This window comes from Pantoea rwandensis, from assembly GCF_000759475.1.
In the GTDB taxonomy this organism is placed as follows: Bacteria; Pseudomonadota; Gammaproteobacteria; order Enterobacterales; family Enterobacteriaceae; genus Pantoea; species Pantoea rwandensis_B.
The window spans coordinates 818,125-843,978 of the sequence record NZ_CP009454.1 but is presented as its reverse complement, the minus strand read 5'-3'; the positions used below and the strand labels follow the sequence as shown (position 1 = coordinate 843,978).

At 55.2% G+C, this 25,854-nt stretch carries 20 protein-coding genes; 8 read left to right on the top strand and 12 right to left on the bottom strand.

All coding sequences use genetic code 11. The features are described 5' to 3' along the window. Positions 1–12 precede the first annotated feature (12 nt). On the top strand, positions 13–885 hold the full coding sequence (gene hslO / locus LH22_RS03735; RefSeq protein ID WP_038644271.1) for an Hsp33 family molecular chaperone HslO: 873 nt from the start codon (positions 13–15) through the stop codon (positions 883–885). Positions 886–1,155: 270 nt separating this feature from the next. Next, complete coding sequence (gene pckA, locus LH22_RS03730) at positions 1,156–2,775, top strand: phosphoenolpyruvate carboxykinase (ATP) (RefSeq protein ID WP_038644269.1); 1,620 nt, start codon at positions 1,156–1,158, stop codon at positions 2,773–2,775. A 70-nt stretch (positions 2,776–2,845) separates the two neighbouring features. Here pckA and envZ read toward each other — a convergent pair whose 3' ends face one another. Beyond that, positions 2,846–4,204 carry a two-component system sensor histidine kinase EnvZ gene (envZ, locus tag LH22_RS03725; protein WP_034819650.1) on the bottom strand — a complete coding sequence of 453 codons (1,359 nt, stop codon included), beginning with the start codon at positions 4,202–4,204 and terminating at the stop codon, positions 2,846–2,848. Continuing rightward, on the bottom strand, positions 4,201–4,920 hold the full coding sequence (gene ompR / locus LH22_RS03720; RefSeq protein ID WP_001157751.1) for an osmolarity response regulator transcription factor OmpR: 720 nt from the start codon (positions 4,918–4,920) through the stop codon (positions 4,201–4,203). The genes envZ and ompR overlap by 4 nt, the downstream gene beginning before the upstream one ends. Positions 4,921–5,434: 514 nt before the next feature. On the opposite strand from ompR, the gene yjbE reads away from it, so the two are divergent. Then, positions 5,435–5,677, top strand: a complete 243-nt coding sequence (gene yjbE / locus LH22_RS03715; RefSeq protein ID WP_038644267.1) for an exopolysaccharide production protein YjbE — start codon at positions 5,435–5,437, stop codon at positions 5,675–5,677. A 124-nt stretch (positions 5,678–5,801) separates the two neighbouring features. Here yjbE and greB read toward each other — a convergent pair whose 3' ends face one another. Beyond that, entirely contained in the window at positions 5,802–6,290 is a 489-nt protein-coding gene (greB, locus tag LH22_RS03710; protein WP_038644265.1) for a transcription elongation factor GreB, read from the bottom strand. Positions 6,291–6,494: 204 nt separating this feature from the next. On the opposite strand from greB, the gene LH22_RS03705 reads away from it, so the two are divergent. Next, entirely contained in the window at positions 6,495–8,825 is a 2,331-nt protein-coding gene (locus LH22_RS03705; protein ID WP_038649829.1) for a Tex family protein, read from the top strand. 127 nt (positions 8,826–8,952) lie between these two features. Then, positions 8,953–10,641 carry an alpha-amylase family glycosyl hydrolase gene (locus LH22_RS03700; protein ID WP_038644264.1) on the top strand — a complete coding sequence of 563 codons (1,689 nt, stop codon included), beginning with the start codon at positions 8,953–8,955 and terminating at the stop codon, positions 10,639–10,641. Here the strand turns inward: LH22_RS03700 and bioH are convergent. After that, positions 10,622–11,395 (bottom strand): pimeloyl-ACP methyl ester esterase BioH, encoded by a 774-nt coding sequence (gene bioH, locus LH22_RS03695; protein WP_038644263.1) that lies wholly within the window; start codon positions 11,393–11,395, stop codon positions 10,622–10,624. The two genes, LH22_RS03700 and bioH, sit on opposite strands and share 20 nt — an antisense overlap. Positions 11,396–11,429: 34 nt before the next feature. Between bioH and gntX the strand changes: the two genes are divergently transcribed. Further along, a complete protein-coding gene (gene gntX, locus LH22_RS03690; protein WP_038644261.1) occupies positions 11,430–12,107 on the top strand; it encodes a DNA utilization protein GntX in 678 nt (225 codons plus the stop codon). A 58-nt stretch (positions 12,108–12,165) separates the two neighbouring features. Next, the gene (gene nfuA, locus LH22_RS03685; RefSeq protein ID WP_038644260.1) at positions 12,166–12,741 is read left to right on the top strand and encodes a Fe-S biogenesis protein NfuA; all 576 of its coding nucleotides are present in this window, start codon (positions 12,166–12,168) and stop codon (positions 12,739–12,741) included. Positions 12,742–12,777: 36 nt separating this feature from the next. Here nfuA and malQ read toward each other — a convergent pair whose 3' ends face one another. The 5 genes from malQ to glpE all read right to left on the bottom strand — a co-directional run bounded on the left by malQ (position 12,778) and on the right by glpE (position 19,490). After that, positions 12,778–14,823, bottom strand: a complete 2,046-nt coding sequence (malQ, locus tag LH22_RS03680; RefSeq protein ID WP_038644259.1) for a 4-alpha-glucanotransferase — start codon at positions 14,821–14,823, stop codon at positions 12,778–12,780. 90 nt (positions 14,824–14,913) lie between these two features. Then, entirely contained in the window at positions 14,914–17,319 is a 2,406-nt protein-coding gene (gene malP / locus LH22_RS03675) for a maltodextrin phosphorylase (protein WP_038644258.1), read from the bottom strand. Positions 17,320–17,506: 187 nt separating this feature from the next. Beyond that, positions 17,507–18,265, bottom strand: coding sequence for a DeoR/GlpR family transcriptional regulator (locus LH22_RS03670; protein WP_034819687.1), 759 nt, complete (start codon positions 18,263–18,265; stop codon positions 17,507–17,509). Between the two features lie 41 nt (positions 18,266–18,306). Next, positions 18,307–19,131, bottom strand: a complete 825-nt coding sequence (glpG, locus tag LH22_RS03665; protein ID WP_038644257.1) for a rhomboid family intramembrane serine protease GlpG — start codon at positions 19,129–19,131, stop codon at positions 18,307–18,309. Between the two features lie 32 nt (positions 19,132–19,163). After that, positions 19,164–19,490 carry a thiosulfate sulfurtransferase GlpE gene (glpE, locus tag LH22_RS03660; RefSeq protein WP_038644256.1) on the bottom strand — a complete coding sequence of 109 codons (327 nt, stop codon included), beginning with the start codon at positions 19,488–19,490 and terminating at the stop codon, positions 19,164–19,166. 228 nt (positions 19,491–19,718) lie between these two features. On the opposite strand from glpE, the gene glpD reads away from it, so the two are divergent. Beyond that, a complete protein-coding gene (gene glpD, locus LH22_RS03655) occupies positions 19,719–21,227 on the top strand; it encodes a glycerol-3-phosphate dehydrogenase (RefSeq protein ID WP_038644255.1) in 1,509 nt (502 codons plus the stop codon). Between the two features lie 179 nt (positions 21,228–21,406). On the opposite strand, the gene iolE is transcribed toward glpD, so the two are convergent. The 3 genes from iolE to iolD form a co-directional block, all read right to left on the bottom strand. Next, positions 21,407–22,303, bottom strand: a complete 897-nt coding sequence (iolE, locus tag LH22_RS03650) for a myo-inosose-2 dehydratase (protein WP_038644254.1) — start codon at positions 22,301–22,303, stop codon at positions 21,407–21,409. 46 nt (positions 22,304–22,349) lie between these two features. After that, on the bottom strand, positions 22,350–23,363 hold the full coding sequence (locus LH22_RS03645) for a Gfo/Idh/MocA family protein (RefSeq protein WP_038644253.1): 1,014 nt from the start codon (positions 23,361–23,363) through the stop codon (positions 22,350–22,352). 149 nt (positions 23,364–23,512) lie between these two features. Continuing rightward, entirely contained in the window at positions 23,513–25,447 is a 1,935-nt protein-coding gene (gene iolD / locus LH22_RS03640; RefSeq protein WP_034819705.1) for a 3D-(3,5/4)-trihydroxycyclohexane-1,2-dione acylhydrolase (decyclizing), read from the bottom strand. Positions 25,448–25,854 lie beyond the last annotated feature (407 nt).

The following is a 25,854-nucleotide window of genomic DNA, read 5'->3' as shown; positions in this document are numbered from 1 at the left end:
GAGAGAAACACTATGTCTGTTCAAGATCAACTGCACCGTTACCTGTTCGAAAATGTCGCCGTGCGCGGCGAGCTGGTCAACGTATCCGAAACCTGGCGTGAGATTGTCAAAAACCACGACTACGCCGAACCGGTGAAAAACCTGCTGGGTGAATTGCTGGTCGCGACCAGTTTGTTGACCGCAACGCTGAAATTCGATGGCGACATCACCGTTCAGTTACAGGGCGATGGTCCACTGACATTGGCGGTGATCAACGGCAACAACAAACAGGAATTACGTGGCGTTGCACGCGTGAAGGAAGATAGCGAAATTGCGCCGGGCAGCAGCCTGAAAGAGATGGTGGGCAACGGCTATCTGGTCATCACCATTTCTCCGGAAAAAGGCGAGCGTTATCAGGGCGTCGTCGGTCTGGAAGCCGATACGCTGGCTGGTTGCCTGGAAGATTACTTCATGCGTTCTGAGCAGTTGCCAACTCGCCTGTTTATTCGTACCAGCGATAAAGGCGCCGCCGGTATTCTGTTGCAGGTTCTGCCTGCACAAGAGCCGAGCCAGGATGATTTTAACCATCTGGCCACTCTGACCGAAACCGTGAAGAGCGAAGAGCTGATTGAGCTGCCCGCGACGGATGTGCTGTGGCGCTTGTATCACCAGGAAGAAGCCACGGTGTTTGATCCGACGCCGGTCAGCTTCAAATGCACCTGTTCACGTGAACGCTGTGGCGAAGTATTAAACACGCTGCCGGTTGAAGAAGTGGACGAAATTCTCGAAGAGGATGGCAAGATCGATATGCACTGCGATTATTGTGGCTCGCACTATGTTTATGATGCCGTAGACATTGCTGCCATTCGTAACGCACCAACGCCTAACAGCGATCAATTGCACTAATCCCCCTACGGGCGGCATCGCCGCCCGCATTCCTGTCAGGAATGAACTCATCACTTTTTCGCGAAAATTAACTACCTTACACTGACTTTAGTTTCTTAAGTGGCGGATTTCTCTACTTGTCACGTTCCAGCTCGCATTTTTAACTCTCCTCACTTTTACGCCCTGCTCAGACGTGTACACTGCGCGCGATCTGCCCTGTCCGGCTATGCGCGGCAGAACGCAGAATCTCTCATAAAAATGCTATGAAGCACTGATTTAAGGAGCAGCCACATGCGCGTTCACGGCCTGACATCGCAAGCCCTTGCCGCTTTGGGCATCAGCAACACCACAGAAGTGGTGTACAACCCTGACTTTGATACGCTGTTTCAGGAAGAAACCCGCCCGGAACTGGAAGGTTATGCGCGAGGCACCCTGACGCAAAGCGGCGCCATTGCCGTGGATACCGGCATCTTTACCGGGCGTTCGCCAAAAGATAAGTACATCGTGCGCGATGACACCACGCGTGACACCTTATGGTGGAATGACGTTGGAAACGGCAAAAATGACAACCAGCCGCTGTCGCAGGAAACCTGGCAGGCGCTGAAAGATCGCTGCACGGCGCAACTCTCTGGCAAACGTCTGTTTGTTATCGACGCCTTCTGCGGCGCGAATCCGGATACCCGCCTGAGCGTGCGCTTTGTGATGGAAGTGGCCTGGCAGGCGCATTTCGTCAAAAACATGTTTATCCGCCCTGATGAAGCCGAGCTGGCCTCCTTTAAACCGGATTTTGTGGTGATGAACGCCGCGCAGTGTACCAACCCGGACTGGCAGGCTCAGGGTTTACACTCAGAGAACTTTGTCGCCTTTAACCTCACCGAACGCATGCAGCTGATTGGCGGCACCTGGTACGGCGGCGAGATGAAAAAAGGTTTGTTCGCCATCATGAACTACCTGTTGCCGCTGAAAGGCATCGCGTCAATGCACTGCTCGGCGAACGTGGGTAAAGCGGGTGACGTTGCGGTATTCTTCGGCCTGTCTGGCACCGGTAAAACCACGCTGTCCACCGATCCCGACCGCCAGCTGATTGGCGATGACGAACACGGTTGGGACGATGATGGTGTCTTCAACTTCGAAGGTGGCTGCTACGCCAAAACCATCAATCTGTCGGAGAAAGCTGAGCCGGAGATCTATCGCGCTATCCGCCGTGATGCCCTGCTGGAGAACGTCGTGGTGCGGGCAGATGGCAGCGTTGATTATGCTGATGCCAGCAAAACTGAAAACACCCGTGTTTCCTACCCCATTGAGCATATTGAAAACATCGTGCAGCCGGTCTCCAAAGCGGGCCATGCGCAACGCGTTATTTTCCTGACCGCTGATGCCTTTGGTGTGCTGCCGCCGGTTTCACGCCTGACACCGGAACAAACCCAGTATCACTTCCTGTCGGGTTTTACCGCCAAACTGGCCGGCACCGAGCGCGGTGTCACCCAGCCAACGCCGACGTTCTCAGCCTGTTTTGGCGCGGCCTTCCTGACGTTGCATCCAACGCAATATTCCGATGTGCTGGTGAAGCGCATGGAAGCAGCGGGTGCAAAAGCGTATCTGGTGAATACCGGTTGGAATGGCAGCGGTAAACGTATTTCACTGAAAGATACCCGCGCCATCATCAATGCGATTCTGGCGGGTGAGCTGGACGACGTAGCGACGGTAACGCTACCGGTATTTAACCTGCAGATGCCAGCAACCCTGGCGCAAGTCGATGACGCGATTCTGGATCCACGTCGCAGCTGGCCGGATGAAGCCGCGTGGCATGAGGCCGCGCAGGGGCTGGCGCAGCGTTTTGTCACCAACTTTGAGAAGTATACCGATAACGATGCAGGCAAGGAGCTGGTTCAGGCTGGACCGCAGTTGTGATGTGAATGAGCCGCCAAATGGCGGCTCATTGATACGAAGTCCAACGCGTTGCATCGATCTGAGCGAGGCGTTAACTGTGATGCGTACTGACTAACGCTGTACTGTTATTTTCCGGAATCGGCAACCACGCGCGAATGCGCAATCCGCCATGCTCGCTCTCACCTATCTCCAGCGAGCCTTCATGCGCATCGATAATACGCTGCACAATCGCCAACCCTAAGCCGGTGCCGCTGGTGCTGCGTGCGCTATCGCCACGTACAAAGGGCTGGAACAGATGCTGAAGCTGATCGGGCTTAATACCCGGACCATCGTCTTCCACCTGGAACCAGGCGCGATTCAGTTCCTGACCGCTGCTGACTTTGATCCAGCCGTTACCATAACGCGCGGCATTCACCACCAGATTCGCCACGGCACGCTTAATCGACAGCGGGTTGATATCCAGCATCAACTCTTCCGGCATCACCGCATTCTCAATCTCACGCTCATAGCCGCTTTCCGCCGCCACCACTTCACCTAACACGCTGTTGAGATCGGCGCGTTCGGTCTGCATCTCCTGCCCTGTACGCAGATAGTCGATGAACTGCTCGATGATGGCGTTGCACTCTTCGATATCTTTATTGATCGACTCGGCCAGATAGCCATCCTGTTCACTCATCATCTCGGTGGCGAGACGAATGCGTGTTAAGGGGGTGCGCAAATCATGGCTCACCCCCGCCATCAGCAGCGTACGGTCATCGGCGAGCTGTTTGACGCCCGCCGCCATCTGGTTAAAGGCTCGGGTGACGGAACGAACTTCCGATGCACCATACTCACGCAGAGGAGGAGGAATGATGCCTTTACCGACCTGAAGCGCTGCGTGCTCCAGGTCGACCAGGGGTCGGTTCTGAATGCGGATAAACAGCCAGGCCCCGCCGATCGCCAGCAACATAATCGCCAGGGTGTAGCGGAACAGTGGCGAGAAATCGCCCTGATGGATTTCAGTCAGCGGTACACGCACCCAAATGTCTGGCGACAACCAGGTTTTCAGCCAGACCACGGGGGAATTCTTGTTAACCTCGACACGGACATCGGTCGGGCCACCCAGCTGTTGCGCCATCTGCTCGCTAAGGAATTCGTAATGCTGTGCCCAGCGCAGGCCACTCTCTTCTGCCGCTGCGTTGGTGTACAACGAAATACCCAGTTCACGATAAATTTCACGCCGGAAGGCGGGTGGCACTTCCAGTTGCGTGCCATCTTCCAGCTGCAGTCGATCGGTCATCAACATACGCACTTCGTAGGCGAGGACTTTATTGAACTGCTGCAAACTGGGAAGAATGGCGAAATTCAACACCACCAGATAGGTCGTTACCAGGCTGACGAACAGCAAGGTAACGATCAATAACAGGGTGCGGGCAAACGAACTGCGAGGAGAGAAGCGCAATCGCCTCATGCTTTACTGCCGTCCGGAACGAAGACGTAGCCAAGACCCCAAACGGTCTGGATGTAGCGCGGATGCGCCGGATCTTCTTCTACCATGCGGCGCAGACGGGAAATCTGCACGTCGATAGAACGTTCCATCGCACTGTATTCACGGCCACGCGCCAGGTTCATCAGCTTATCGCGTGATAACGGTTCACGCGGATGGCTCACCAGCGCTTTCAACACCGCAAACTCACCACTGGTCAACGGCATTGGCTCATCTTCACGGAACATTTCACGCGTGCCGAGGTTCAGTTTGAACTTACCAAAGGCGATAACCGCTTCTTCCTGTGAAGGCGCACCTGGCAATTCATTGGCCTGACGGCGCAGCACGGCACGAATACGGGCCAGCAGTTCACGTGGGTTGAACGGCTTAGGAATGTAGTCATCAGCACCGATTTCCAGTCCGACAATACGATCCACTTCTTCGCCTTTTGCCGTCACCATAATGATCGGCATCGGGTTGCTCTGGCTGCGCAAACGGCGGCAAATGGACAAGCCATCTTCGCCTGGCAACATCAGATCCAGCACCATTAAATGGAATGATTCACGGGTCAGCAGACGATCCATCTGCTCGGCGTTGGCGACACTGCGCACCTGAAAGCCCTGCTCGGTGAGATAGCGTTCGAGCAGTGCGCGCAAACGCATATCATCATCGACGACCAGAATTTTGTAGTTCTCTTGCATTGTTCAACTCCCAAAGGCGCCATTGCCTGAGTCAATATTGTGTAAAAAAGATGCCTGCATGTGACAGTTATTAATGGTTTATATTCTAGCCGAAATTGTTACAAAGCATATTAAACAGCAGCTTATATTTAATTTAAGCCCTGAAATGCGCGTTGTCTCCCGCTTTTTATCGGGGCTTTCCAGCCGCTTAGCGCTAATCCGAAAATTTCCGTGGTTTTCTTTTCGAAAATGGATCGCCGGGCCGCAGACCGCTCGTTATCACAGCATTTGGGACCATTTGACTTAAGTCGACAGGCCAGAATCGTTCGGTTGGCGATCATTCGCAGCATAATATCTGGCTCTTTTCGTTTTCAGTGCTCATCTGCTCTCGGAACAATACGCATCTCGCGCCTGATAAGGCCAGCGTTAAATAAAGTCTGATTAATCAGTTACTAATCAGCACTTTCTTCCCGCATAACGATCTCAGAAACTGCAAGGGTTCCTGCTGAAATTGCGCATCTTTGGAGAGAGAAAAATGAAAAAAACTGCGGTCTTGCTGAGTGCACTGGTGCTGGTCAGCCTTTCTCAGGCTCATGCTGCCACTAGCGCGGGCGAAGCGGCGGGAGCCCAGGCTTCCACCACTGCCAAAGGCAACTCAGACGCGATTGGCGTGGGTGCCGTGGGTGCGCTGTTGGGAGTGGCGCTGGCAACCATGGGCGGCGGTGACAAAGGCACCAGCAGCACATCGACCACCACCGCGACCACACCAGGCAAATAATCCGAACGTTTCAGGCGCGGCAAGGCTGCGGCGCTGCCCCCTTTTACTGCCAGCCCATTTCGCCACCGGAGAATAAGTTGCACCCAAGGCTTTTTTACCCAAGCCATTATTCTCCGCCTCTTTTTTACTCTGGGTTCTTCACATACTCGATGCAGTTAACAAACCACACTTTCTGCCCTTCCGGCGTATTCACCACGACTTCGTCATCCACCTCTTTCTTGATCAGCGCACGGGCCATCGGTGAATCAATGGAGATGTAATCCTTAACCGCATCGCCATAGATTTCATCCGGCCCCACAATGCGAAACCGCTTTGCATCACCCTGTTCATTTTCCACCTCAACCCAGGCACCAAAGAACACCTTCCCTTCCTGTTGCGGCGCATAATCGACAATTTTCAAATCGGCGAGGCACTTGCGCAGATAGCGCACACGGCGGTCAATCTGCCGCAACAGGCGTTTGTTATAGGTGTAATCGGCGTTTTCCGAACGATCGCCAAGGCTGGCCGCCCAGGAGACAATTTTGGTGATTTCCGGACGCTTTTCGTTCCACAAATGCTCGTGCTCGGCACGTAATTTGTTATAGCCTTCGCGGGTAATCAGTTGGGTTTTCATAACATCTACTCGTGGCAACAATGGGTCTTTACAGCAAAGAGGCCAACAATAAGCGACTGCATTGCTATCAGCAAGGTGTGCGCAGTGATGTGCGTGCTGCATTCAGAAAAAGACGGATTCGCCTGTCCCCGGCTGGCAATTTGCCGCCCCAATCCGTATAACTGTCCCCTATTTTCCAACCCTGTGTAAGCATTGTTAATGATGATGAAAGATTCACTGAGCCAGATTATCGCAAGTGAGCTGAAGGCACGCGCCGACCAGGTTGACGCCGCTGTACGCTTGCTGGATGAAGGGAACACCGTGCCATTTATCGCACGTTATCGTAAGGAAGTGACCGGTGGGCTGGATGATACCCAGTTGCGTCAGCTGGAGAGCCGCCTTGGCTATCTGCGTGAGCTGGAAGATCGCCGCCAGTCAATTCTGAAATCCATCGATGAGCAGGGCAAACTCACCCCAGAACTCGCCACGGCCATCAATGGCACGCTGAACAAAACTGAACTGGAAGATCTGTATCTGCCGTATAAGCAGAAACGCCGCACGCGTGGGCAGATCGCCATCGAAGCGGGCCTGGAGCCACTGGCTGAAACGCTATGGAGCGATCCTTCTCAGGAACCCGAGTCATTGGCTGCAAGCTATGTGGATGCGGATAAAGGCGTCGCCGATGTGCGCGCAGCGCTGGATGGCGCACGTTATATCCTGATGGAACGTTTTGCCGAAGACGCCACGCTGCTGGCAAAAGTGCGTGATTATCTGTGGAAAAACGCGCATCTGGTGGCTCGTGTGGTGGAAGGTAAAGAGGAAGAGGGCGCGAAATTCCGCGACTACTTCGATCACCACGAACCTCTCAGCACCGTTCCTTCTCACCGTGCGCTAGCGATGTTCCGTGGTCGCAATGAAGGCGTGCTGCAACTCTCTCTGAACGCCGATCCACAATTCGAAGAAGCGCCGCGCGAAAGCCACGGTGAAACGCTGATCGCCGACCATCTGCAACTGCGTCTGAACAATGCACCGGCAGACAGCTGGCGTAAAGCGGTGGTGAGCTGGACCTGGCGCATCAAAGTGCTGCTGCATCTCGAAACCGAACTGATGGGCACCATTCGCGAACGCGCAGAAGATGAAGCGATTAACGTATTCGCCCGCAACCTGCACGATTTGCTGATGGCGGCTCCGGCAGGCATGCGCGCCACCATGGGGCTCGATCCGGGCCTGCGTACCGGCGTGAAAGTCGCCGTGGTGGATGCCACCGGCAAACTGGTGGCACATGACACCATCTATCCGCACACCGGACAGGTGGCGAAAGCCGCATCAGCTGTGGCAGCACTGTGCATCAAACACCAGGTAGAGTTGGTGGCGATTGGTAACGGTACCGCTTCACGTGAAACCGAGCGTTTCTTCCTCGACGTGCAGAAGCAGTTCCCGCAGATCAACGCGCAGAAAGTGATTGTCAGCGAGGCTGGCGCATCGGTCTATTCCGCATCGGAACTGGCCGCGCTGGAGTTTCCGGACCTGGATGTTTCCATTCGCGGCGCCGTCTCCATTGCGCGTCGCTTGCAGGATCCGCTGGCCGAGCTGGTGAAAATCGATCCGAAATCCATCGGCGTTGGCCAGTATCAGCATGATGTGAGCCAAAGCCAGCTAGCGAAGAAGCTGGACGCGGTGGTGGAAGACTGTGTAAACGCCGTCGGCGTGGATCTGAATACCGCTTCAGTCGCCTTGCTGACGCGCGTGGCAGGCTTAACCCGCATGATGGCGCAGAACATTGTCACCTGGCGCGATGAGAACGGCCGCTTCCAGAATCGCCAGCAGCTGCTGAAAGTCAGCCGTCTTGGGCCAAAAGCTTACGAGCAGTGCGCCGGCTTCCTGCGCATCAATCACGGCGATAACCCGCTGGATGCCTCCACCGTGCACCCGGAAGCTTACCCGCTGGTCGAACGTATTCTGGCCGCGACTGAACAGGCTCTGAGCGAACTGATGGGCAACCCGGGTGGGTTGCGCGATCTCAACGCGCGCGACTTCACCGACGAGCGTTTTGGTCTGCCAACCGTCACCGACATCATGAAAGAGCTGGAGAAACCGGGGCGCGATCCCCGTCCGGAGTTCAAAACCGCGCAGTTTGCCGAAGGCGTGGAAACGCTGAACGATCTGCTGCCGGGCATGATTCTGGAAGGCGCGGTCACCAACGTCACCAACTTTGGTGCTTTCGTGGATATCGGCGTGCATCAGGATGGTCTGGTGCACATCTCTTCACTGTCAGACAAGTTCGTCGAAGATCCCCATCAGGTGGTGAAAGCGGGCGATATCGTCAAAGTGAAGGTGATGGAAGTGGATATGCAGCGTAAACGCATCGCCCTCACCATGCGTCTTGACGAGCAGCCCGGCGAGAGCAATGCGCGCGGCGGCAATAACCGCAGCAGCGGCAAAGAAAATGCACGTCCCGCCGCTAACAGCAAAGGACGCGGTAAACCTGCCAATGCACCTGCAGGCAACAGCGCGATGGGTGATGCGCTGGCAGCAGCATTTGGCAAAAAACGCTAACGCCCAGCCCTGAATAACGCGCGGAGGCGGCTTCGCTCCGCGCGTACACATTTGATAAATCCCCTCATCCGTCTACGCTGAAAAAATCCGTGTGAAAAAATGACCTTCCGCGTGGCCCGACGATCTGATGGACATAATCAACGCCCTACTTGATGAGATTTACGCAGGCCGCTTCCCCGTCGCCGCACGTGAGCGTCTGCTTTCCCATATTCGTGCAGCGCGAGATACCGCTAAGCTACCGCGCAAAGCCCACTGGGATGAGAAGGATGTGGTATTGATCAGCTACGCCGATCAGTTCCGTGAACCCGATAAGCCCACACTTGCCAGCTTCTCGCACTTCTATCAGCAGCATCTGCAATCCACTTTCAGCCTGGTCCATCTGCTGCCGTTTTTTCCCTACTCTTCCGACGATGGCTTCTCCGTGATTGATTATCACCAGGTGAATCCTCTTTGTGGCGAGTGGCAGCATATTGCGGCGCTGCACAGTGAAACCCGGCTGATGTTCGATTTTGTCTGTAATCATATGTCGGCGCACAGCCAATGGTTCCGCCACTATCTGGCGCAGGATCCCGGTTGGGATGACTTTTTTATCAGCATGCCGCCGGCCACCGATCTCAGCGCCGTGACGCGTCCCCGCACCTCGCCGTTGCTCACCCCGTTCGAGATGGCCGATGGTGAAACTCGCTTTATCTGGACCACTTTCAGCGCCGATCAAATCGATCTTAATTTTGCCAATCCTGAAGTGCTGATCCGTATGGTGGACGTATTGCTGGATTATCTGAACAAGGGCGCCGATTACGTTCGTCTTGATGCGGTGGGATATATGTGGAAGACGCCGGGTACAAATTGCATTCACCTGCCGAAAACCCACCAGCTGGTGAAGCTGTTTCGCGCCATCGCTAACGAAGTGGCACCGGGTACAGTGATAGTCACGGAAACTAACGTGCCGCACAAAGACAACATTAGTTATTTTGGTAACGGGCACGACGAAGCGCAGATGGTGTATCAGTTTTCACTGCCGCCACTGGTACTGCACGCCATTCATTCGGGTTCCGCACGCGCGCTGCGCCAATGGGCCAGCACGCTGAGCACCAGTAACGGCAGCACCACCTTCTTCAACTTCCTTGCCTCGCACGATGGCATTGGCCTCAATCCTGCGCGCGGTATTTTGTCTGAAGTGGAGATCGTAGCACTGGTGCGAGATTTGGCGCTGGAAGGGGCGCTGGTGTCTTATAAAAATAATCCCGATGGCACCACCAGCCCTTACGAAATTAACGTCACCTATTTCGATGCTCTCAACCAACAAAATGATGACGATGACACGCGTCTGCGTCGCTTCCTGCTGGCACATGCCATTCTGCTCGCCTTTCCGGGCGTGCCGGCGATCTATATCCAAAGTATTCTGGGATCGCGCAACGACAATGAAGGCGTGCGCGCGGCAGGACACAACCGCGCCATCAATCGCCAGAAATACAGTTTGCGTGAAATGGAACAGTGGATCAGCGGCGATGACCCGTTGCGTCAGCAGGTGTATGAACGACTCAGCGCATTGATCCAGCTGCGCAGCCGCCAGAGTGCGTTCCACCCGGATAATGCGATGACGCTACTGGAGAGTGAAAATACCGTGCTGATGTTGCGACGGCATGCGCCAGGCAGTGATGACGGGCTCTTGTGCGTATTTAATCTCAGCAGCCGGGAAGTCACCACGCATCTGCCGCAGACACGACATTTTCAGGATGTGATCAGCGGCGAGAAGATCGACGGCAGCCAGCCGCTGACACTGGCTGCGTGGCAATTTATGTGGCTGCGTGGATAAACTGCTGCACCTGCTGACAAAACGCATCAGGATGAGAGATAAAGGGAGCGTGGGCGGCCTTCTCCATCACAACCGATGGCGACGCGGGCCAGCGCGAATCCAGCTCCGCCGCAATACGACGCGGCACCAGTCCGTCGAGTGATCCATAGATACGCATAAACGGCAGCGCAAGATTATCCAGCGCCGTACGCAGATCATCCTGTCGCAAGATCTCTAACCCACCTTCCAGCACCGCGACCGAAGGCATTGGCTGCGATAGCACCACGTCTTTGAGCTGACGTGCATCCTGGCGAGCGTTTTCCGTACCCATGGTTTGCAAGGCCAGGAAACGTTCTACGGTGCGCTGGAAATCATTGCTCAACTGCTGCTGGAAGCTCTCCAGCGTCTCAGGCTTGATGCCCGGCCAATCCTCGTGCGCGGTAAAACAGGGTGACGATGCCACGCTAATCAGCGCGGTGACACGTTCAGGCTGCGTCAGTGCAAGCTGGCTGGCAACCAGTCCCCCCAGCGACCAACCGAGCAACACTGCACGCTCAGGCAGTTGTGGAACCAGCTGTTGAGCCATGTCGGCTAAGGTCAGTGCACCAAATCCCTGGCTACGGCCAAAGCCGGGCAGATCCACCAGGTGCAGACGAAAATGCGGGCTGAGTCGTGGAACAATGTTCTGCCACACTTCGGCATTCAATCCCCAGCCGTGCAGCAGCACAAGATCGCGATCGCCCGTGCCTGTGGTGTGCCAGTAAAGCGAACTCATCGGTTACACTCCCGAAAAGTGAAAAGAGGCCGCTATGCTATCAATCCCTGCCCTGTGTTGGCTATGCCGCCTGCCATTACAGATTGCCAGACATGGGCTATGTAGCCGCTGTTTGCAACAAATCCCAGCGCTGCCCGCGATCTGCCCCTGCTGTGCACTACCGGCCAGCGGCACCCGATTGTGCGGCCGCTGTCTGCGTCGTCCACCGCCGTGGCACAGCCTGACCTGCGTTAGCGATTACTTGCCGCCGCTGAGTGATTGGGTCATCCAGCTGAAATTTTCTCGGGCAACCGCACTCAGAGTGATGCTGGCGCGGCTACTTTTGTTAAAATTGTTAAATAGTCGCCGCGATAACCTGACGCCGCGCATCGATTTGGTGTTGAGTGTGCCGTTACATCGGCGTCGTGCCTGGCAGCGTGGCTATAATCAGGCTGAGCTGCTGGCAAAACCGCTGGCACGCTGGCTAGGTTGTGAATATCGTGCCGGGGTACGCCGCAGACGGCGAGGGTTGGTCCAGCATGTGTTGCGCGCTTCGGCGCGGAAAAAGAATCTGCGCGGGGCCTTTTCCCTTGAAATGCCGGTGCGCGGACGCCATATCCTGCTCATCGACGATGTGGTGACCACCGGAAGCACGGTGGCAGAAATCAGCCGCATTTTGCTGGCGCAAGGCGCGGCCAGCGTGCATATTGGCTGCCTGTGCCGTACCTTGTAGAGCGTCGGCGTTGGGCGTATTATAACCAAGTAATTTAGTCAACTATTGAGCAATCGCCATGATCGTTATTACTGATGCTGCGCAAGATCACTTCTCAAAATTGCTATCAAAACAAGAAGATGGCACACAAATTCGCGTATTCGTCATTAATCCGGGTACGCCAACCGCTGAATGCGGTGTTTCTTACTGCCCACCCGATGCAGTTGAAGCCACTGATACTGAAATGAAGTTCGAAAAGCTGTCAGCCTATGTTGATGAGCTGAGCGCGCCTTATCTGGAAGATGCTGAGATCGATTTTGTCACTGATAACCTCGGTTCCCAGCTGACGCTGAAAGCGCCAAACGCCAAGATGCGTAAAGTGTCTGATGATGCGCCAATGGTTGAGCGTGTGGAGTATTTGCTGCAAGCGCAGATCAACCCACAGCTGGCTGGTCACGGTGGTCGTGTATCCCTGATGGAAATCACCGATGACGGTTACGCGATTCTGCAGTTTGGCGGCGGCTGTAACGGCTGTTCAATGATCGACGTCACGCTGAAAGATGGCATCGAGAAAGAGCTGCTGGCAGCGTTCCCTGAGCTGAAAGGTGTGCGTGACCTCACTGAACACCAGCGCGGCGAGCACTCTTACTACTGATTTGTTGCGGCAGCGCACCCGAGCTGCCGCAGATTTCTACCTCGCTTTGCGCCCGTCATTCACCGCTTTCAGAACTTGCTTCACGGATTTGTCGGCAAACATCTCTTCCAGCGAGACACATAACTTGCGCCGCCAGTTCGGATACTCATCCACGGTGCCAGGCACGTTTACCGGCATTGTCATGCCGAGCCAATCTTCCGGCTGCAATCCCAGTAGTGCGCTTTCCGTGCGGGCCAGGTAACGGTGCATCGCCACATTCAGCGCCGGCGTAAGCGGTTGTTTCAACGCAGGTTGACGACTGCGAGCAGGCATGGCCCCCGCCTGCTGTAAGGCATCCAGCAAAGCCTGCTTTTGTGCCGTGCGTTGTTGTTGCAGGGAGCGCAGCACGCTATCACGATACATGCCAAGCTTTTCACCCAATGCCAAATCTTCCGCCTGCCAGAATCCGCTCAACGTGGGCAAATCATGGGTACTGGCACTGGCAATCGACTGGCGAGGATAAGCCGAAGGCTGGCGGTAGCGGCCATCGCGCTCCTGTTCGAAGAACAACACTTTCCACGAGAAAATACCGTGGCTGCGCATCATGCGCACGATGATCGGCGGCACAATGCCCAGATCCTCGCCGATCACCATGCAGCGATGGCGCTGACTTTCCAGCGCCAGAATCGCCATTAAATCGTCCACCGGATACGACACATAGGCGCCTTTATCCGCTGTCTCACCATACGGAATCCACCACAGCCGCAATAACGCCATCACGTGATCGATACGCAGCGCGCCGCAATCACGCATATTGGCGCGCAACAAATCAATAAAAGGCTGATAGCCGCGCGCGCGCATCTCGTGCGGATCAAGCGGCGGCAACGCCCAGTTTTGCCCCAATGGCCCCAGGCGATCCGGCGGCGCACCCACAGAAGCGCCCAGCTTATACAGCTGCGCATCCTGCCAGGTTTCTGCACTGTGCTGCGCCACACCCACGGCGAGATCACGGTAAAGCCCCACCGTCATGCCGAGTTGCTGGCTGCGCTGCCAGCAGGCGGCAAATTGCTGTTGCGCCAGCCACTGCAACCAGCACCAGAACTGAATCTCGTCCTCATGCTGCGAGCACCACTCTTGCACCTCGGGCTGGTGCGCATTGCGCCAGGTTTCCGGCCATGACGCCCATCCCCACGCCTTCTCCTGCTGAGCGCTGCGTTCTGCCAGAATGCCGTCAAACGCCGCCTGATAGCGCAGATGATCGCCGCCCTCAGCGACAAATTGCAGGAACGCCTGCTCAGGCTGATATTGCTGCCAGGCCAGACGTAGCGCCGTGATTTTCAACTCCGCCACCGCACGATAGTCGACATCGTCAGTTGCGCGCGCGGCTTGCACATCCTTGCGCGTTTTAGCGCGTTTCCACCAACGCTGTGCCTCATCACTTTGTGCAAATGCCGCGACCTGATTGATGTCGATATACAACATATTCAGCCAGCGACGCGAGGTGGGGCTATAAGGGCTGGCGTGTTCAGGCTGCGCAGGATAAAGCGCGTGTAACGGGTTGAGGCCAACAAAATCGCCACCGTGAGCGGCAACCTGCTCCAGCATTTGCGCAAGATCGCCAAAATCACCGATCCCCCAATTGCGATCGGATCGCAGCGTGTAAAGCTGCACCAGCGCTCCCCAGCGTTTGTCGCCTTGCGCTAGCGGTTCGGATAAATAGCAGCGACGTGGCGCGATAATAATGCGCGAGTGCCACTGCTGACGTCCCTGCCGCAAGGTCAAACGGTGATAACCCTGCGCCAGACGCGGCGGCAACGCGAAGGCTTCCCCCGCCTGTAGCGTGCCGCTGTAAGTTTTGCCGCGTTCGGTTTCAAACTGCCAGCTAAACTCGCCTTTGCCCTGCGGGCAACACTGACGCGGACGGCGCGGGGTAAAAACCAGCACCGGCGGCAGTGGTGGCGCTTTACCTTCCGGCGTATTCATCACCGCCAGCAGTGCACGTTTGGTGTCGTCGCTAATGCGCACCCGCTCACCGTTCGCGTTGGTAAAATCTACCGCAATACCCGCGTCCTGCGCGGCCTTATCCAGTTTACTGAGTGTCATCGCATCTCCTTGGGTGCGGTGCGCATCCATGCGCACCCGACGAAAACCGTACCGAACAACATCGGGTTGCCATTGTTGGCGAGCTGTAAATCAGCGCGCGGCCTGCCAGATACGCTGCTGGTAATCGCGAATCGAACGATCGGAGCTGAAACGTCCGGTGCGCGCGGTGTTAAGAATCGCCGCTTTGGTCCACGCCTCCGGATTTTTCCACAAGGCTTCAACCTGCTGCTGCGCCTCGAGATAAGCCTCGAAATCGGCCAGTACCAGCCAGGGATCGCCGCCTTTGGTCAGGCTGGTGAGCAACATATCAAATGCCTGCTTATCACCTGCACTGAACTTGCCCTTCTCCAGATCTTTCAGCAAACCATCCAGATACTTATTCTGCTTGCGCAGTTTTTTCGGGCTGTAACCGTTGGCTTTGAGCGCCTTCACCTCATCCACCGTATTGCCGAAGATAAAGATGTTCTTCTCGCCCACCGCTTCGGCGATCTCAACGTTTGCGCCATCCAGCGTGCCAATGGTCAGCGCGCCGTTCAGCGCCAGCTTCATATTCCCGGTGCCGGACGCTTCATAACCGGCGGTCGAGATTTGCTCCGAGAGATCGGCTGCCGGAATCATCAGCTCTGCGGCGGTAATGCGATAGTCCGGAATAAATACCACCTTCAACCGATCGCCAACTTTGGGATCGTTGTTAATCACTTCAGCCACTTTGTTGATGGCGTAGATGATGTTCTTGGCCAGGTAGTAGCCTGGCGCGGCTTTCGCACCAAACAGAAACACACGTGGCACAAAGTCGGGGTTATCAGGATTGTCCCGCAGCTGACGATAGCAGTGCAGCATATGCAGCAGGCTGAGGTGCTGACGTTTGTACTCGTGTAGCCGCTTAATCTGCACATCGAACAGCGCATCAGGGTTCACATCAATGCCGGTCACGCGTTTGATATACACGGTCAGCCGCAGCTTGTTCTGCTGCTTGATGATACGGAACTGCTGACGGAAAGCTTTCTTACGCGCATAGGGCGCCAGCCACTCCAGCGCATCCAGATCGTTGGCCCACTCCACCTGCAACGTCTCATCAATCAGGTTCGACAGCAGCGGATTGCACTGCTTCAACCAGCGGCGCGGCGTGATGCCGTTGGTGACATTATGGAATTTGGTCGGCCACAGTTGGTGATACTCCGGAAACAGATCCTTCACCACCAGCTCAGAGTGCAGCGCAGCCACGCCATTCACGGCGAAACAGCTCACCACACACAGGTTCGCCATACGCACCTGCCCGTCGGCCACCACCGCCAGCTTCTGCCAGGTCGCGCTGTCGCCAGGCCACTGCTTTTTGACGATTTTTTTCAGCTGCTGGTTAATTTCGCGGATGATCAGCATATGGCGCGGCAGCAGATCGCGCACCAGCTGTTCATCCCAACGCTCCAGTGCTTCTGGCATCAGCGTGTGATTGGTGTAGGCGAATACACGACTGGTGATGTGCCAGGCTTCATCCCAGCTCAATTGATGCTCATCCAGCAGAATACGCAGCATTTCCGGGATGGCGATGGTGGGATGGGTATCGTTGAGCTGGATGACTTCAAAATCGGGCAAGCTGTGAATCGAGCGCCCAGCGAGATGATGACGACGCAAAATATCGCCCACCGCGCAGGCACACTGGAAATATTGCTGCATCAGGCGCAGGCGCTTGCCTTCAGCGTGATTATCGTTGGGATACAGCACCTTGGTGAGTTTGTCAGCATCAATGCCGGGCTGTTCGGCCTGCAGAAACTTGCCATCATTGAACAGGGTGAGATCGAACGGATGCACGCTGGTGGCTTGCCACAAACGTAACGGCAGCGTCACGCCATTGCGGTAGCCGACCACCGGCAAATCCCAGGCTTCACCTTTAAGATGAAATTTAGGTCGCCACTGCAGCGAGCCATCGCTGTTTTTCTTCACTTTGCCGCCGATGCCAACCTGCACATCCTGCGCGGCGTTATGGCGAAACCACGGATAACTGTTGCGCTGCCAGTCGTCCGGCGCCTCTTTTTGCTGGCCATCGTCAAAGGTCTGGCGGAACAAACCGTACTGATAATTAAGGCCATGTCCCATCGCGGCCTGCCCGACAGTGGCCATGGAGTCCATGTAGCACGCGGCCAGGCGCCCCAATCCACCGTTGCCAAGCGCCGGATCCACCTCTTCCTCCAGCAATTCACTGAGTTCTACCTGATGCGCCGCCAGCGCTTCCTTCACCTCGTCGTACCAACCCAGATTCAGCAAGTTGTTGCCGGTCAGGCGGCCGATGAGAAACTCCATCGACAGATAGTTCACATGGCGTTGGCCTGCGCGCGGTGTGGCGGGCGGCTGTGTGGCGAGCATCTCCGTTAGCACACGGCTTAATGCCTGCCACCACTGATGCGGTGTCATTTGCTGGGCGGAGGTGAGTCCAAGGTGCTGCCATTGGCGGGTAAGTGCGGCGTCGAAACGTGTCTTATTAAATTTTTGCTGCGACATATCAATCCCTTCGAGTCCGTTAACGGTAAAGATGGGCGAGCGCATAACCAGAAAGGATAAGTAAAGCCGGGGGCGAAGAAAAAAGCGACAGAGAAATGCGGATGAAGGGAAAAAAAGTGTATTTAAGCGTGGCGCTCAACCTGATGCGACCCTGCGGGCGGCACTGTGACCGCCCCGGCAGGATGGATTAGCAGAGTTCGAGATGGACTTCGTGTTGCTCAATCACCTTCAGCACGCTGGCGGGCGGCGTCTGATCGGTATACATGTAGTCAATCAGGCTCATATTCCCCAGGTTCACCATCGCATTACGGCCAAACTTAGAATGGTCCACCACCAACATCACGCAGCGTGAGTTTTCGATTATCGCGCGTTTGGTGCGTACTTCGTGGTAATCGAACTCCAGCAGTGAGCCATCCATATCAATACCGCTGATGCCGAGAATGCCGTAGTCGAGGCGGAACTGGGAGATGAAATCCAGCGTCGCTTCGCCCATGATGCCACCATCCCGTGTACGCACTTCACCGCCGGCGATGATCACGCGGAAGTCCGGTTTCGCCATCAGCAAAATGGCCACGTTGAGGTTGTTGGTCACCACGCGCAGATTGTTATGGTTAAGCAACGCATGCGCCACCGCTTCAGGCGTGGTGCCGATATCGATAAACAGCGTGGCACCATCGGGGATCTGGCTCGCCACACGCTCGGCAATGCGCGCTTTCTCCGCCGACCACATCATTTTACGATCCTGCCATGCGGTGTTTTCAGAGCTGGAAGGCAGCGCCGCGCCACCGTGATGACGCTGGATTTTATTCTGATCGGCCAGATCGTTCAGGTCACGCCGAATGGTTTGCGGGCTCACCTCAAAGTGATCCACCAGCTCTTCCGTACTGACATATCCCTGGCGTCGCACCAAATCGATAATGGCATCATGACGTTGCGTCTGCTTCACATCTCTCTCCTCGGCTCAGAGCCGTTTTCTTTTTATACCTGCTACCGACGTGCCACATTGCGCGTATCGACAAACGCCATTGCCAGGCCGACCAGCAAGCCGGTGACATGTGCAGCGTTAGCAATCGACAGCCCAAAAGCGCCGTACCAGCCAATAATCAGCCATACAATAGCGAAGCCCATCAGACCGCGCTCCAGATAAATGCCACTTTCGGGATCGCGCTCGCCACGCAGCCAGCAATACCCCATCAGCGCATACACCACGCCCGATAGTCCGCCGAACAGCACACCGCTGAATTTAGCCTGCATCCAGCCGCTCAACAGCGCGGAAATGAGCATAATCACAAACAGCTTGCCGCTGCCAATACGTTTCTCCACTGCGCCACCGAGATACCACCACCACATCAGATTGAACAGGATGTGCAGCAGTGAGAAGTGCAACAACGCATGGCTAAACCAGCGCCACACCTGGAAATACTGCGAGGAGTCAGCAGGCCACGCCAGCCAATCCAGCGCCACATCATCACCGACAATCTGCATCATGATGAACACCGCCACGCAGGCAATCATGATCGTCATGGTGAGCGGGCCTGCGCGTTCACGAATATTCGCCCAGATGTTGCTGCGTTCATAGCGCAAGCCACTTTCGGTACTGCCTGTATGCCAGCTGGCGGCCTGATAGCGTGGATGATTAGGGTCGCGTACGAACTGGGCAAGTTCGTTTTCAACCATCTCCAGCCTGGCTTCATCATCCAGCATAATGACATAGTGGCTTTCGCGCTCAATACGCAGCGTGACGCCGCGCGTTGCCATGTAATCCACAAACGCCTGCGCCATACGCGGGTTGTTGAACTGAGTAATGCGCATCGTGCGGGTTCTCCTTCCTTTATGTGATCGTCTCAGACGCCGCCAGTGGCCACCTGCTCGGGGAACACGGCACGCCAGGCGTCAAAACCGCCATCGATGCTATACGCTGCACTGAATCCCTGCCCTAACAAAAACTGCGCCGCCCCTTTGCTGCTGTTGCCGTGATAGCACATCACCAGCACCGGCAACGCATGATTCGCCTGCGCGATAAAGTCCGCCAGATTGTCATTCGACAGATGCAACGAGCCTGTCGCATGGCCCATGGCAAAGCTTTGTGGGTCGCGAATGTCCACCAGCTGTGCGCCTTGTGCCAGGTGCTCGTTAGCCTGCTGAACCGAAATACATTCGAAGTTTTCCATGGTGTCTCTCATAAGGTCGTCACAATTAGCGCCTAGTTTAACCTGAGAATCCGTCGCGATAACCTGACAAAAGTTATGGCTATGGATTTTTTTTCCTGCAGGAATGTTAGCTATATCACGCAAAAATGTTTTTATTGAGTTAAGCGCTGGCATCAATGTTGGTTTCCGATTATTATTACGCTCGAAAACGAACATTTTAGAACTATTCCGAACATCGGAGGAGATGACGTGGAAACCAAAGACCTGATCGTGATCGGCGGCGGCATTAACGGAGCCGGCATTGCAGTGGACGCTGCAGGACGCGGACTGTCAGTGCTGATGCTGGAGGCGCGGGATTTGGCCTGTGCAACCTCCTCCAACAGCTCTAAATTAATCCACGGTGGCCTGCGCTACCTGGAACATTACGAATTCCGCCTGGTGGGCGAAGCGCTGGCCGAACGTGAAGTGCTGCTGAAAATGGCACCGCACATTGCCTTCCCAATGCGCTTCCGCTTGCCACATCGCCCGCATCTGCGTCCGGCGTGGATGATTCGCCTTGGCCTGTTTATGTACGACCGCCTGGGTAAACGCACCACCTTACCGGGCAGTAAAGGCCTGCGTTTTGGCGCGGAATCGGCCCTTAAGCCTGAGATCACGCGCGGATTCGAATATTCCGACTGCTGGGTGGACGATGCTCGCATGGTAGTACTTAACGCGCAGGAAGTTGTGAAACAGGGTGGCGAAGTGCGCACCCGCACCCGCGTTAACCGTGCATGGCGCGAAGGCGGTCTCTGGATGGTGGAAGCGGAAGATATCGATACCGGCAAAATTTTCACCTGGCGCGCTAAAGGCCTGGTCAACGCCGCTGGCCCATGGGTGAAGCAACTGTTCGACGATGGTCTGAAACTAAAATCACCTTATGGCATTCGCCTGATCAAAGGCAGCCATATTGTGGTGCCGCGCGTACACTGTGAAAAGCAGGCTTATATCCTGCAGAACGAAGATAACCGTATCGTGTTTGTGATTCCGTGGATGGACGAGTTCTCTATCATCGGTACGACGGATGTGGAGTACAAAGGCGATCCGAAAGACGTGAAGATCGATGACAACGAAATTAGCTATTTGCTGAAAGTGTTTAACGGACACTTCAAACAGCAGCTGAGCAAAGATGACATCGTCTGGACCTATTCTGGTGTGCGTCCGCTGTGTGATGACGAATCGGATTCTCCGCAGGCCATCACCCGTGATTACACGCTGGATGTGCACGATGACAACGGCCAGGCGCCGCTGCTGTCGGTGTTTGGCGGTAAGCTGACCACCTATCGTAAGCTGGCAGAGCACGCAATGGAGAAACTGGCGAAGTACTATCCCAACGCCGGCCCAGCCTGGACTAAATCAGCAGTACTGCCAGGCGGTGATTTCTCTGGCACCCGTGAAGATTACGCCGCGGGCTTACGTCGTCGCTATCCGTTTATCAGCGAAGGCATGGCGCGCCACTTTGCCCGTACCTACGGCAGCCGCACCGAAGAACTGCTGGCTGGCGCAAGCAGTCTGGCGGATCTGGGCGAGAACTTCGGCCACGAGTTTTATGAAGCTGAATTGCGCTACCTGGTGAAAAATGAGTGGGTGCGCGAACTGGATGATGCGATCTGGCGTCGTACCAAACAAGGTATGTGGCTGACAGAAGCTGAGCAGGCGCGCATTAGTGAGTGGCTGGCAGAACACGGTCAGAAACCGGCGCTGTCGCTGGCATCTTAATCCTGGCCAAATAAAAGGCCGTTATCCTGAAAGGGATAACGGCCTTTTTTATTGTATCTGACGGTCAAAAGAGCGCGATAAATCGCGCCGCTACAATGAAGTGCACATACCGATGAATCAAATCGCTACAACGGAAGTGCACAATCCGCAGCGGCGCAATTCATTGCGTATCATTGAACTTATAACCCGGTATTCTCGCGAATATATTTGCGCGCTTTCACCGCATATTCGAACGGGTTGGCCAGTGCCGGATCCTGCTCCGCTTCTACCACCATCCAGCCTTTGTAGCCGTAATCGTCGAGGATTTTGAACACCGGTTTGAAATCAATCACGCCATCGCCCGGTACGGTGAAGGTGCCTTTCTTCACGCCATCGAGGAACGACAGGGATTTCTCGCGCACTTCGGCCACCACGCTGTCACGCACATCTTTGAGATGCACATGGAAAATGCGCGGCAGGTATTGGGTCAGCACATCCAGCATCGCCTGCTGCGAACCTTCGGAATAGTAGATGTGGCCAGTGTCATACAGCAGGCCGACATTCTGATTGGTCGATTCCATAAAGCGATCGATTTCCGCTGGCGTCTGAATGCCGGTCCCCATGTGATGGTGCAGCGTCACGCGCATGCCCTTCTTCGCCGCGATTTCAGCCAACTCGTTGTAGCCTTCAGCCGTCAGACGCCACTCTTCATCACTGAAGATCGGCTTCTGCTCCAGCACTGCTAGCGTGGTGCCCTGAATACTTTTGCTTTGTTCAGAGCAGCCAATCACGCGCGCGCCCATGGCGTGCAGGAAGTTCATGTGATGGGTGAACTCGTCAATGGTTTTCGCCTTGTCACCGTTGGCGAAGAAAGTGCTGAACCAGGCATTGCAGATTTGGATACCACGAATATCCAACATCGGTTTCAACACTGCGGGATCTTTCGGGTATTTACTGCCGACTTCACTGCCGGTGAAACCTGCCAACGCCATTTCACTGACGGTCTGCTGGAAGGTATTTTCGCTGCCCAGCTCTGGCATGTCATCGTTGGTCCAGCCGATTGGCGCAATCGCCAGTTTTACATTGTCTTTGTTCATTTCAATTCCCTGATTCTGAGAGAGAAGTGTTAGCGCACGGATTCAGTTATTTGGCGTAAAAGTCTGGACGCGCTGGCATGGTCACCGGCTCAATAGCGCCGCTGTTCTGGGCTTTATGGCACGCATCCGCCGCAACGGAAGCGGCAAACCCATCCCAGGCGGAAGGACCGGTCAACTTGCCCGCCGTGGCGTCATTGATGAAGGCCTGCAGTTCAACGTCATAGGCTTCAATGAAACGGTCTTTCCAGTCAGTAAGCAGCGCATTGCCGAGACGCGCGTTTTTACGCATCTGAATAGAGGAAGGCTCAGGCAGTTTGGCAATGCCCTCTTCGCCCACCACTTCACACTGAATGTCGTAGCCGTATGCGCAGTTCACGAAGATCTCGACATCAATACGAATGCCCTTCTGGGTTTCGAACAGCACGATTTGCGGATCTTTCAATTTGGCGTGGCTCTTCGAGGTGGAACGCGGGAACACCACCTGCACCGATTTATAATCGTCTTCGGTCAACCAGCGCAGCACGTCCAGCTCGTGAATCAGGGTGTTGGTGATCGCCATATCGGTGGTGTAATTTTCGCCCACGCTCTGGTTGCGGTGCGCACAGTGCAGCATCAGCGGCTCGCCGATTTCACCGTCAGTGATCACTTTCTTCAACGCGCGATAGCCTGAATCGTACGGACGCATAAAGCCCACCTGCACCAGGCGTTTACCGTGTTTAATTTCGGCATCAACGATGCGGCGGCAGCCTTCGGCGCTCATCGCCAGCGGCTTCTCGCAGAACACCGGCTTGCCAGCAGCAATGGCGGCGAGGGTGAATTCTTCGTGGGTCGGATCCCATGATGTCACCAGAATGGCATCCACCTCCGGCGAGTTAATCACCTGATGACCATCCTGATACACCTCAGCTTCGATATTCAGACGCTGCAGCGCCGCACGGGCCCCTTCCACGTTGATATCTGAAACCGCCACCACTTTCGCGCCCTGCAACACATTGTTGCAGCGACGAATGTGATCCTGACCAATTGCACCGGTACCAATTACACCGAGTTTGAGCGTCATAATTACACCTGTAGAGTCGGATAAGTATGCCCTTCATATTTCAAGATGCAGGTGCGTTGGCTGCTCTCGTTGGCCGCCTTCCTGACTCTCGAATTATTTGGGGTACATAGGGTTAAACAAGGCCGGCGAACGCCGGCCTAAAAAGGGTGTTAGTACTTACGTGCTTGTTCGATATGCACGTTAAGCTTGTCAGCGACTTCCTGCGTGCGTTCAGACGTTGAAGTCTGAGCCACACCAACGTGCCACCAGCTAAAATATTTGTGAATCATGGTTTTTGGCAGCACTTTGATGTCGAACAGCACTGAAACGGTCTGTTTCTGCGCGTCAATCAGTGCAGCTTCCAACTGTTCCAGCGTGGTGATGCGATAAGTTTTACAGCCGTAACCGCCCGCAATCGCCGCGAAATCGACCGGAATAAAGCCGCCATCCAGCTTGCCGCCTTCCGGGTTGCGGAAACGGAACTCGGTGGTGAAGCTGTCCATGCCATGTTCCATCTGCAGGTTGTTAATACAGCCGTTGGTCATGTTATCCAGCAGCACCACGTTGATTTTCGCGCCTTCCTGAATCGAGGTGACCAGCTCGGAGTGCAGCATCATGAACGAGCCATCGCCAACCATCACGTAGACTTCACGCTGCGGCTGCGCCAGCTTCACGCCCAACGCGGCGTTGACTTCGTAGCCCATGCAGGAATAGCCATATTCAACGTGGTACGAGTTGTAATCTTTGGTGCGCCACATGCGTTGCAGGTCGCCCGGCAGACTGCCCGCTGCCGCGACAATCACTGCATCCTTTGGGAGCTGCTCGTTTAAGGTGCCCAGCACACTGCTCTGCGTCAGCACTGACTGCGTCAGGCGCTCAAACTCAGTAAACAGCGCTTCACGGTCAATGTGATCGGCGATTTCGGGAATAAAATCGTCAGTGTTATAAGTGGCGGCATACACACGCTGCGTCTCTTTCAGCAGCTTGCTTTGTGCCTGCTCAACCTGACCGCCCCAGTGGTTCTCAAAGCCTTTCAGTCCGCTTTCCAATGCAGTCAACCCTTCACGCGCATCCGCTAACAGCTGCACTGCATCGAGCTTGTAGCTGTCGAAATTGCTGACGTTGATGTTGAGGTAGCTCACTTCAGGATTCTGGAAAATCCATTTCGAAGCGGTGGTGAAATCGGTGTAGCGCGTGCCGATCCCGATTACCAGATCGGCTTCTTTCGCCAACAGGTTAGCCGCCAGACAACCGGTTTCGCCGACGCCACCCACATTCAGTGGATGATCAGAAACAATGGTGCCTTTACCGGCCTGTGTTTCCGCAAACGGGATGTTAAAGCGCTCCGCGAATTTCAGCAGCGCGGCACCGGCATCAGAATATTTCAGACCGCCACCCACGATAATCAGCGGCTTGTGTTTACGCGCAATCAGCGACAGAGCATCTTCCAACTGGGCAGCGGTCGGCAGACGGCGATCCAGACGGTGCACACGTTTCTGGAAGAAATATTCCGGGAAGTCCCAGGCCTCACCCTGCACGTCTTGCGGCAGCGCGATGGTCACGGCACCGGTCTCCGCCGGATCGGTCAGCACACGCAAGGCATTAATACAGGCAGTCATCAGCTGTTCAGGACGGCTAACGCGGTCCCAGTATTTGCTCACCGCGCGGAAGGCGTCGTTGGTACTGATGCTGAGATCGTGGCTCTGCTCGATCTGCTGCAAAACGGGATCGGGCTGACGCGTGGCGAACACATCACCCGGCAGCAGCAATAAAGGAATGCGGTTCGCGGTCGCCGTGGCAGCGGCGGTGATCATGTTCGCCGCGCCCGGTCCCACTGAAGAGGTACAGGCAATAATCTGACGACGCAGTGACTGCTTGGCGAAACCAATCGCCGCATGCGCCATGCCCTGTTCATTACGACCCTGATGCACCACCAGATCGCCGCTGTCCTGCTCCAGCGCTTGCCCCAGTCCCAGCACGTTACCGTGGCCGAAAATGGCAAAAATGCCTTTCACAAATTTGGTTTCAACGCCGTCAACGTTCAGATACTGGTTATCAAGAAATTTCACCAGCGCCTGTGCCGTGGTAAGTCTGATTGTGCCCATATGCTTCTTCCTTTACATGCTGGTACCTGACGTGAGGTACAACGCGGTTCGGGTTTTCGCTGCCGTTACGGCACCCGCGGATAAGTGAAACGTGTGGCGATTATAAACAAATATTTTTTTCATTAAACGTAATTACAGAAGAAACATTTCATTTTGCGATGGAGATCAAATTCAGCGATGAAACGTTGCCAGCGGAGGCCGTTGCAGGGGTAAAAGTGGAATGACAAAATAGCATTTTAACAAGATAGCGAAATTTCATTTCACTTCAGTAGCTTCCTTTATTCACAGCCATTTTCCTGCGACCTGGCTCACAAGCCAGAGCATCAGTGAAACTGATGCTAAACAGCGTGCCGTGATAGCGCATTGTGCAGAGTTTTACCTCGGTCACAAAATCGCGATGGATGTTT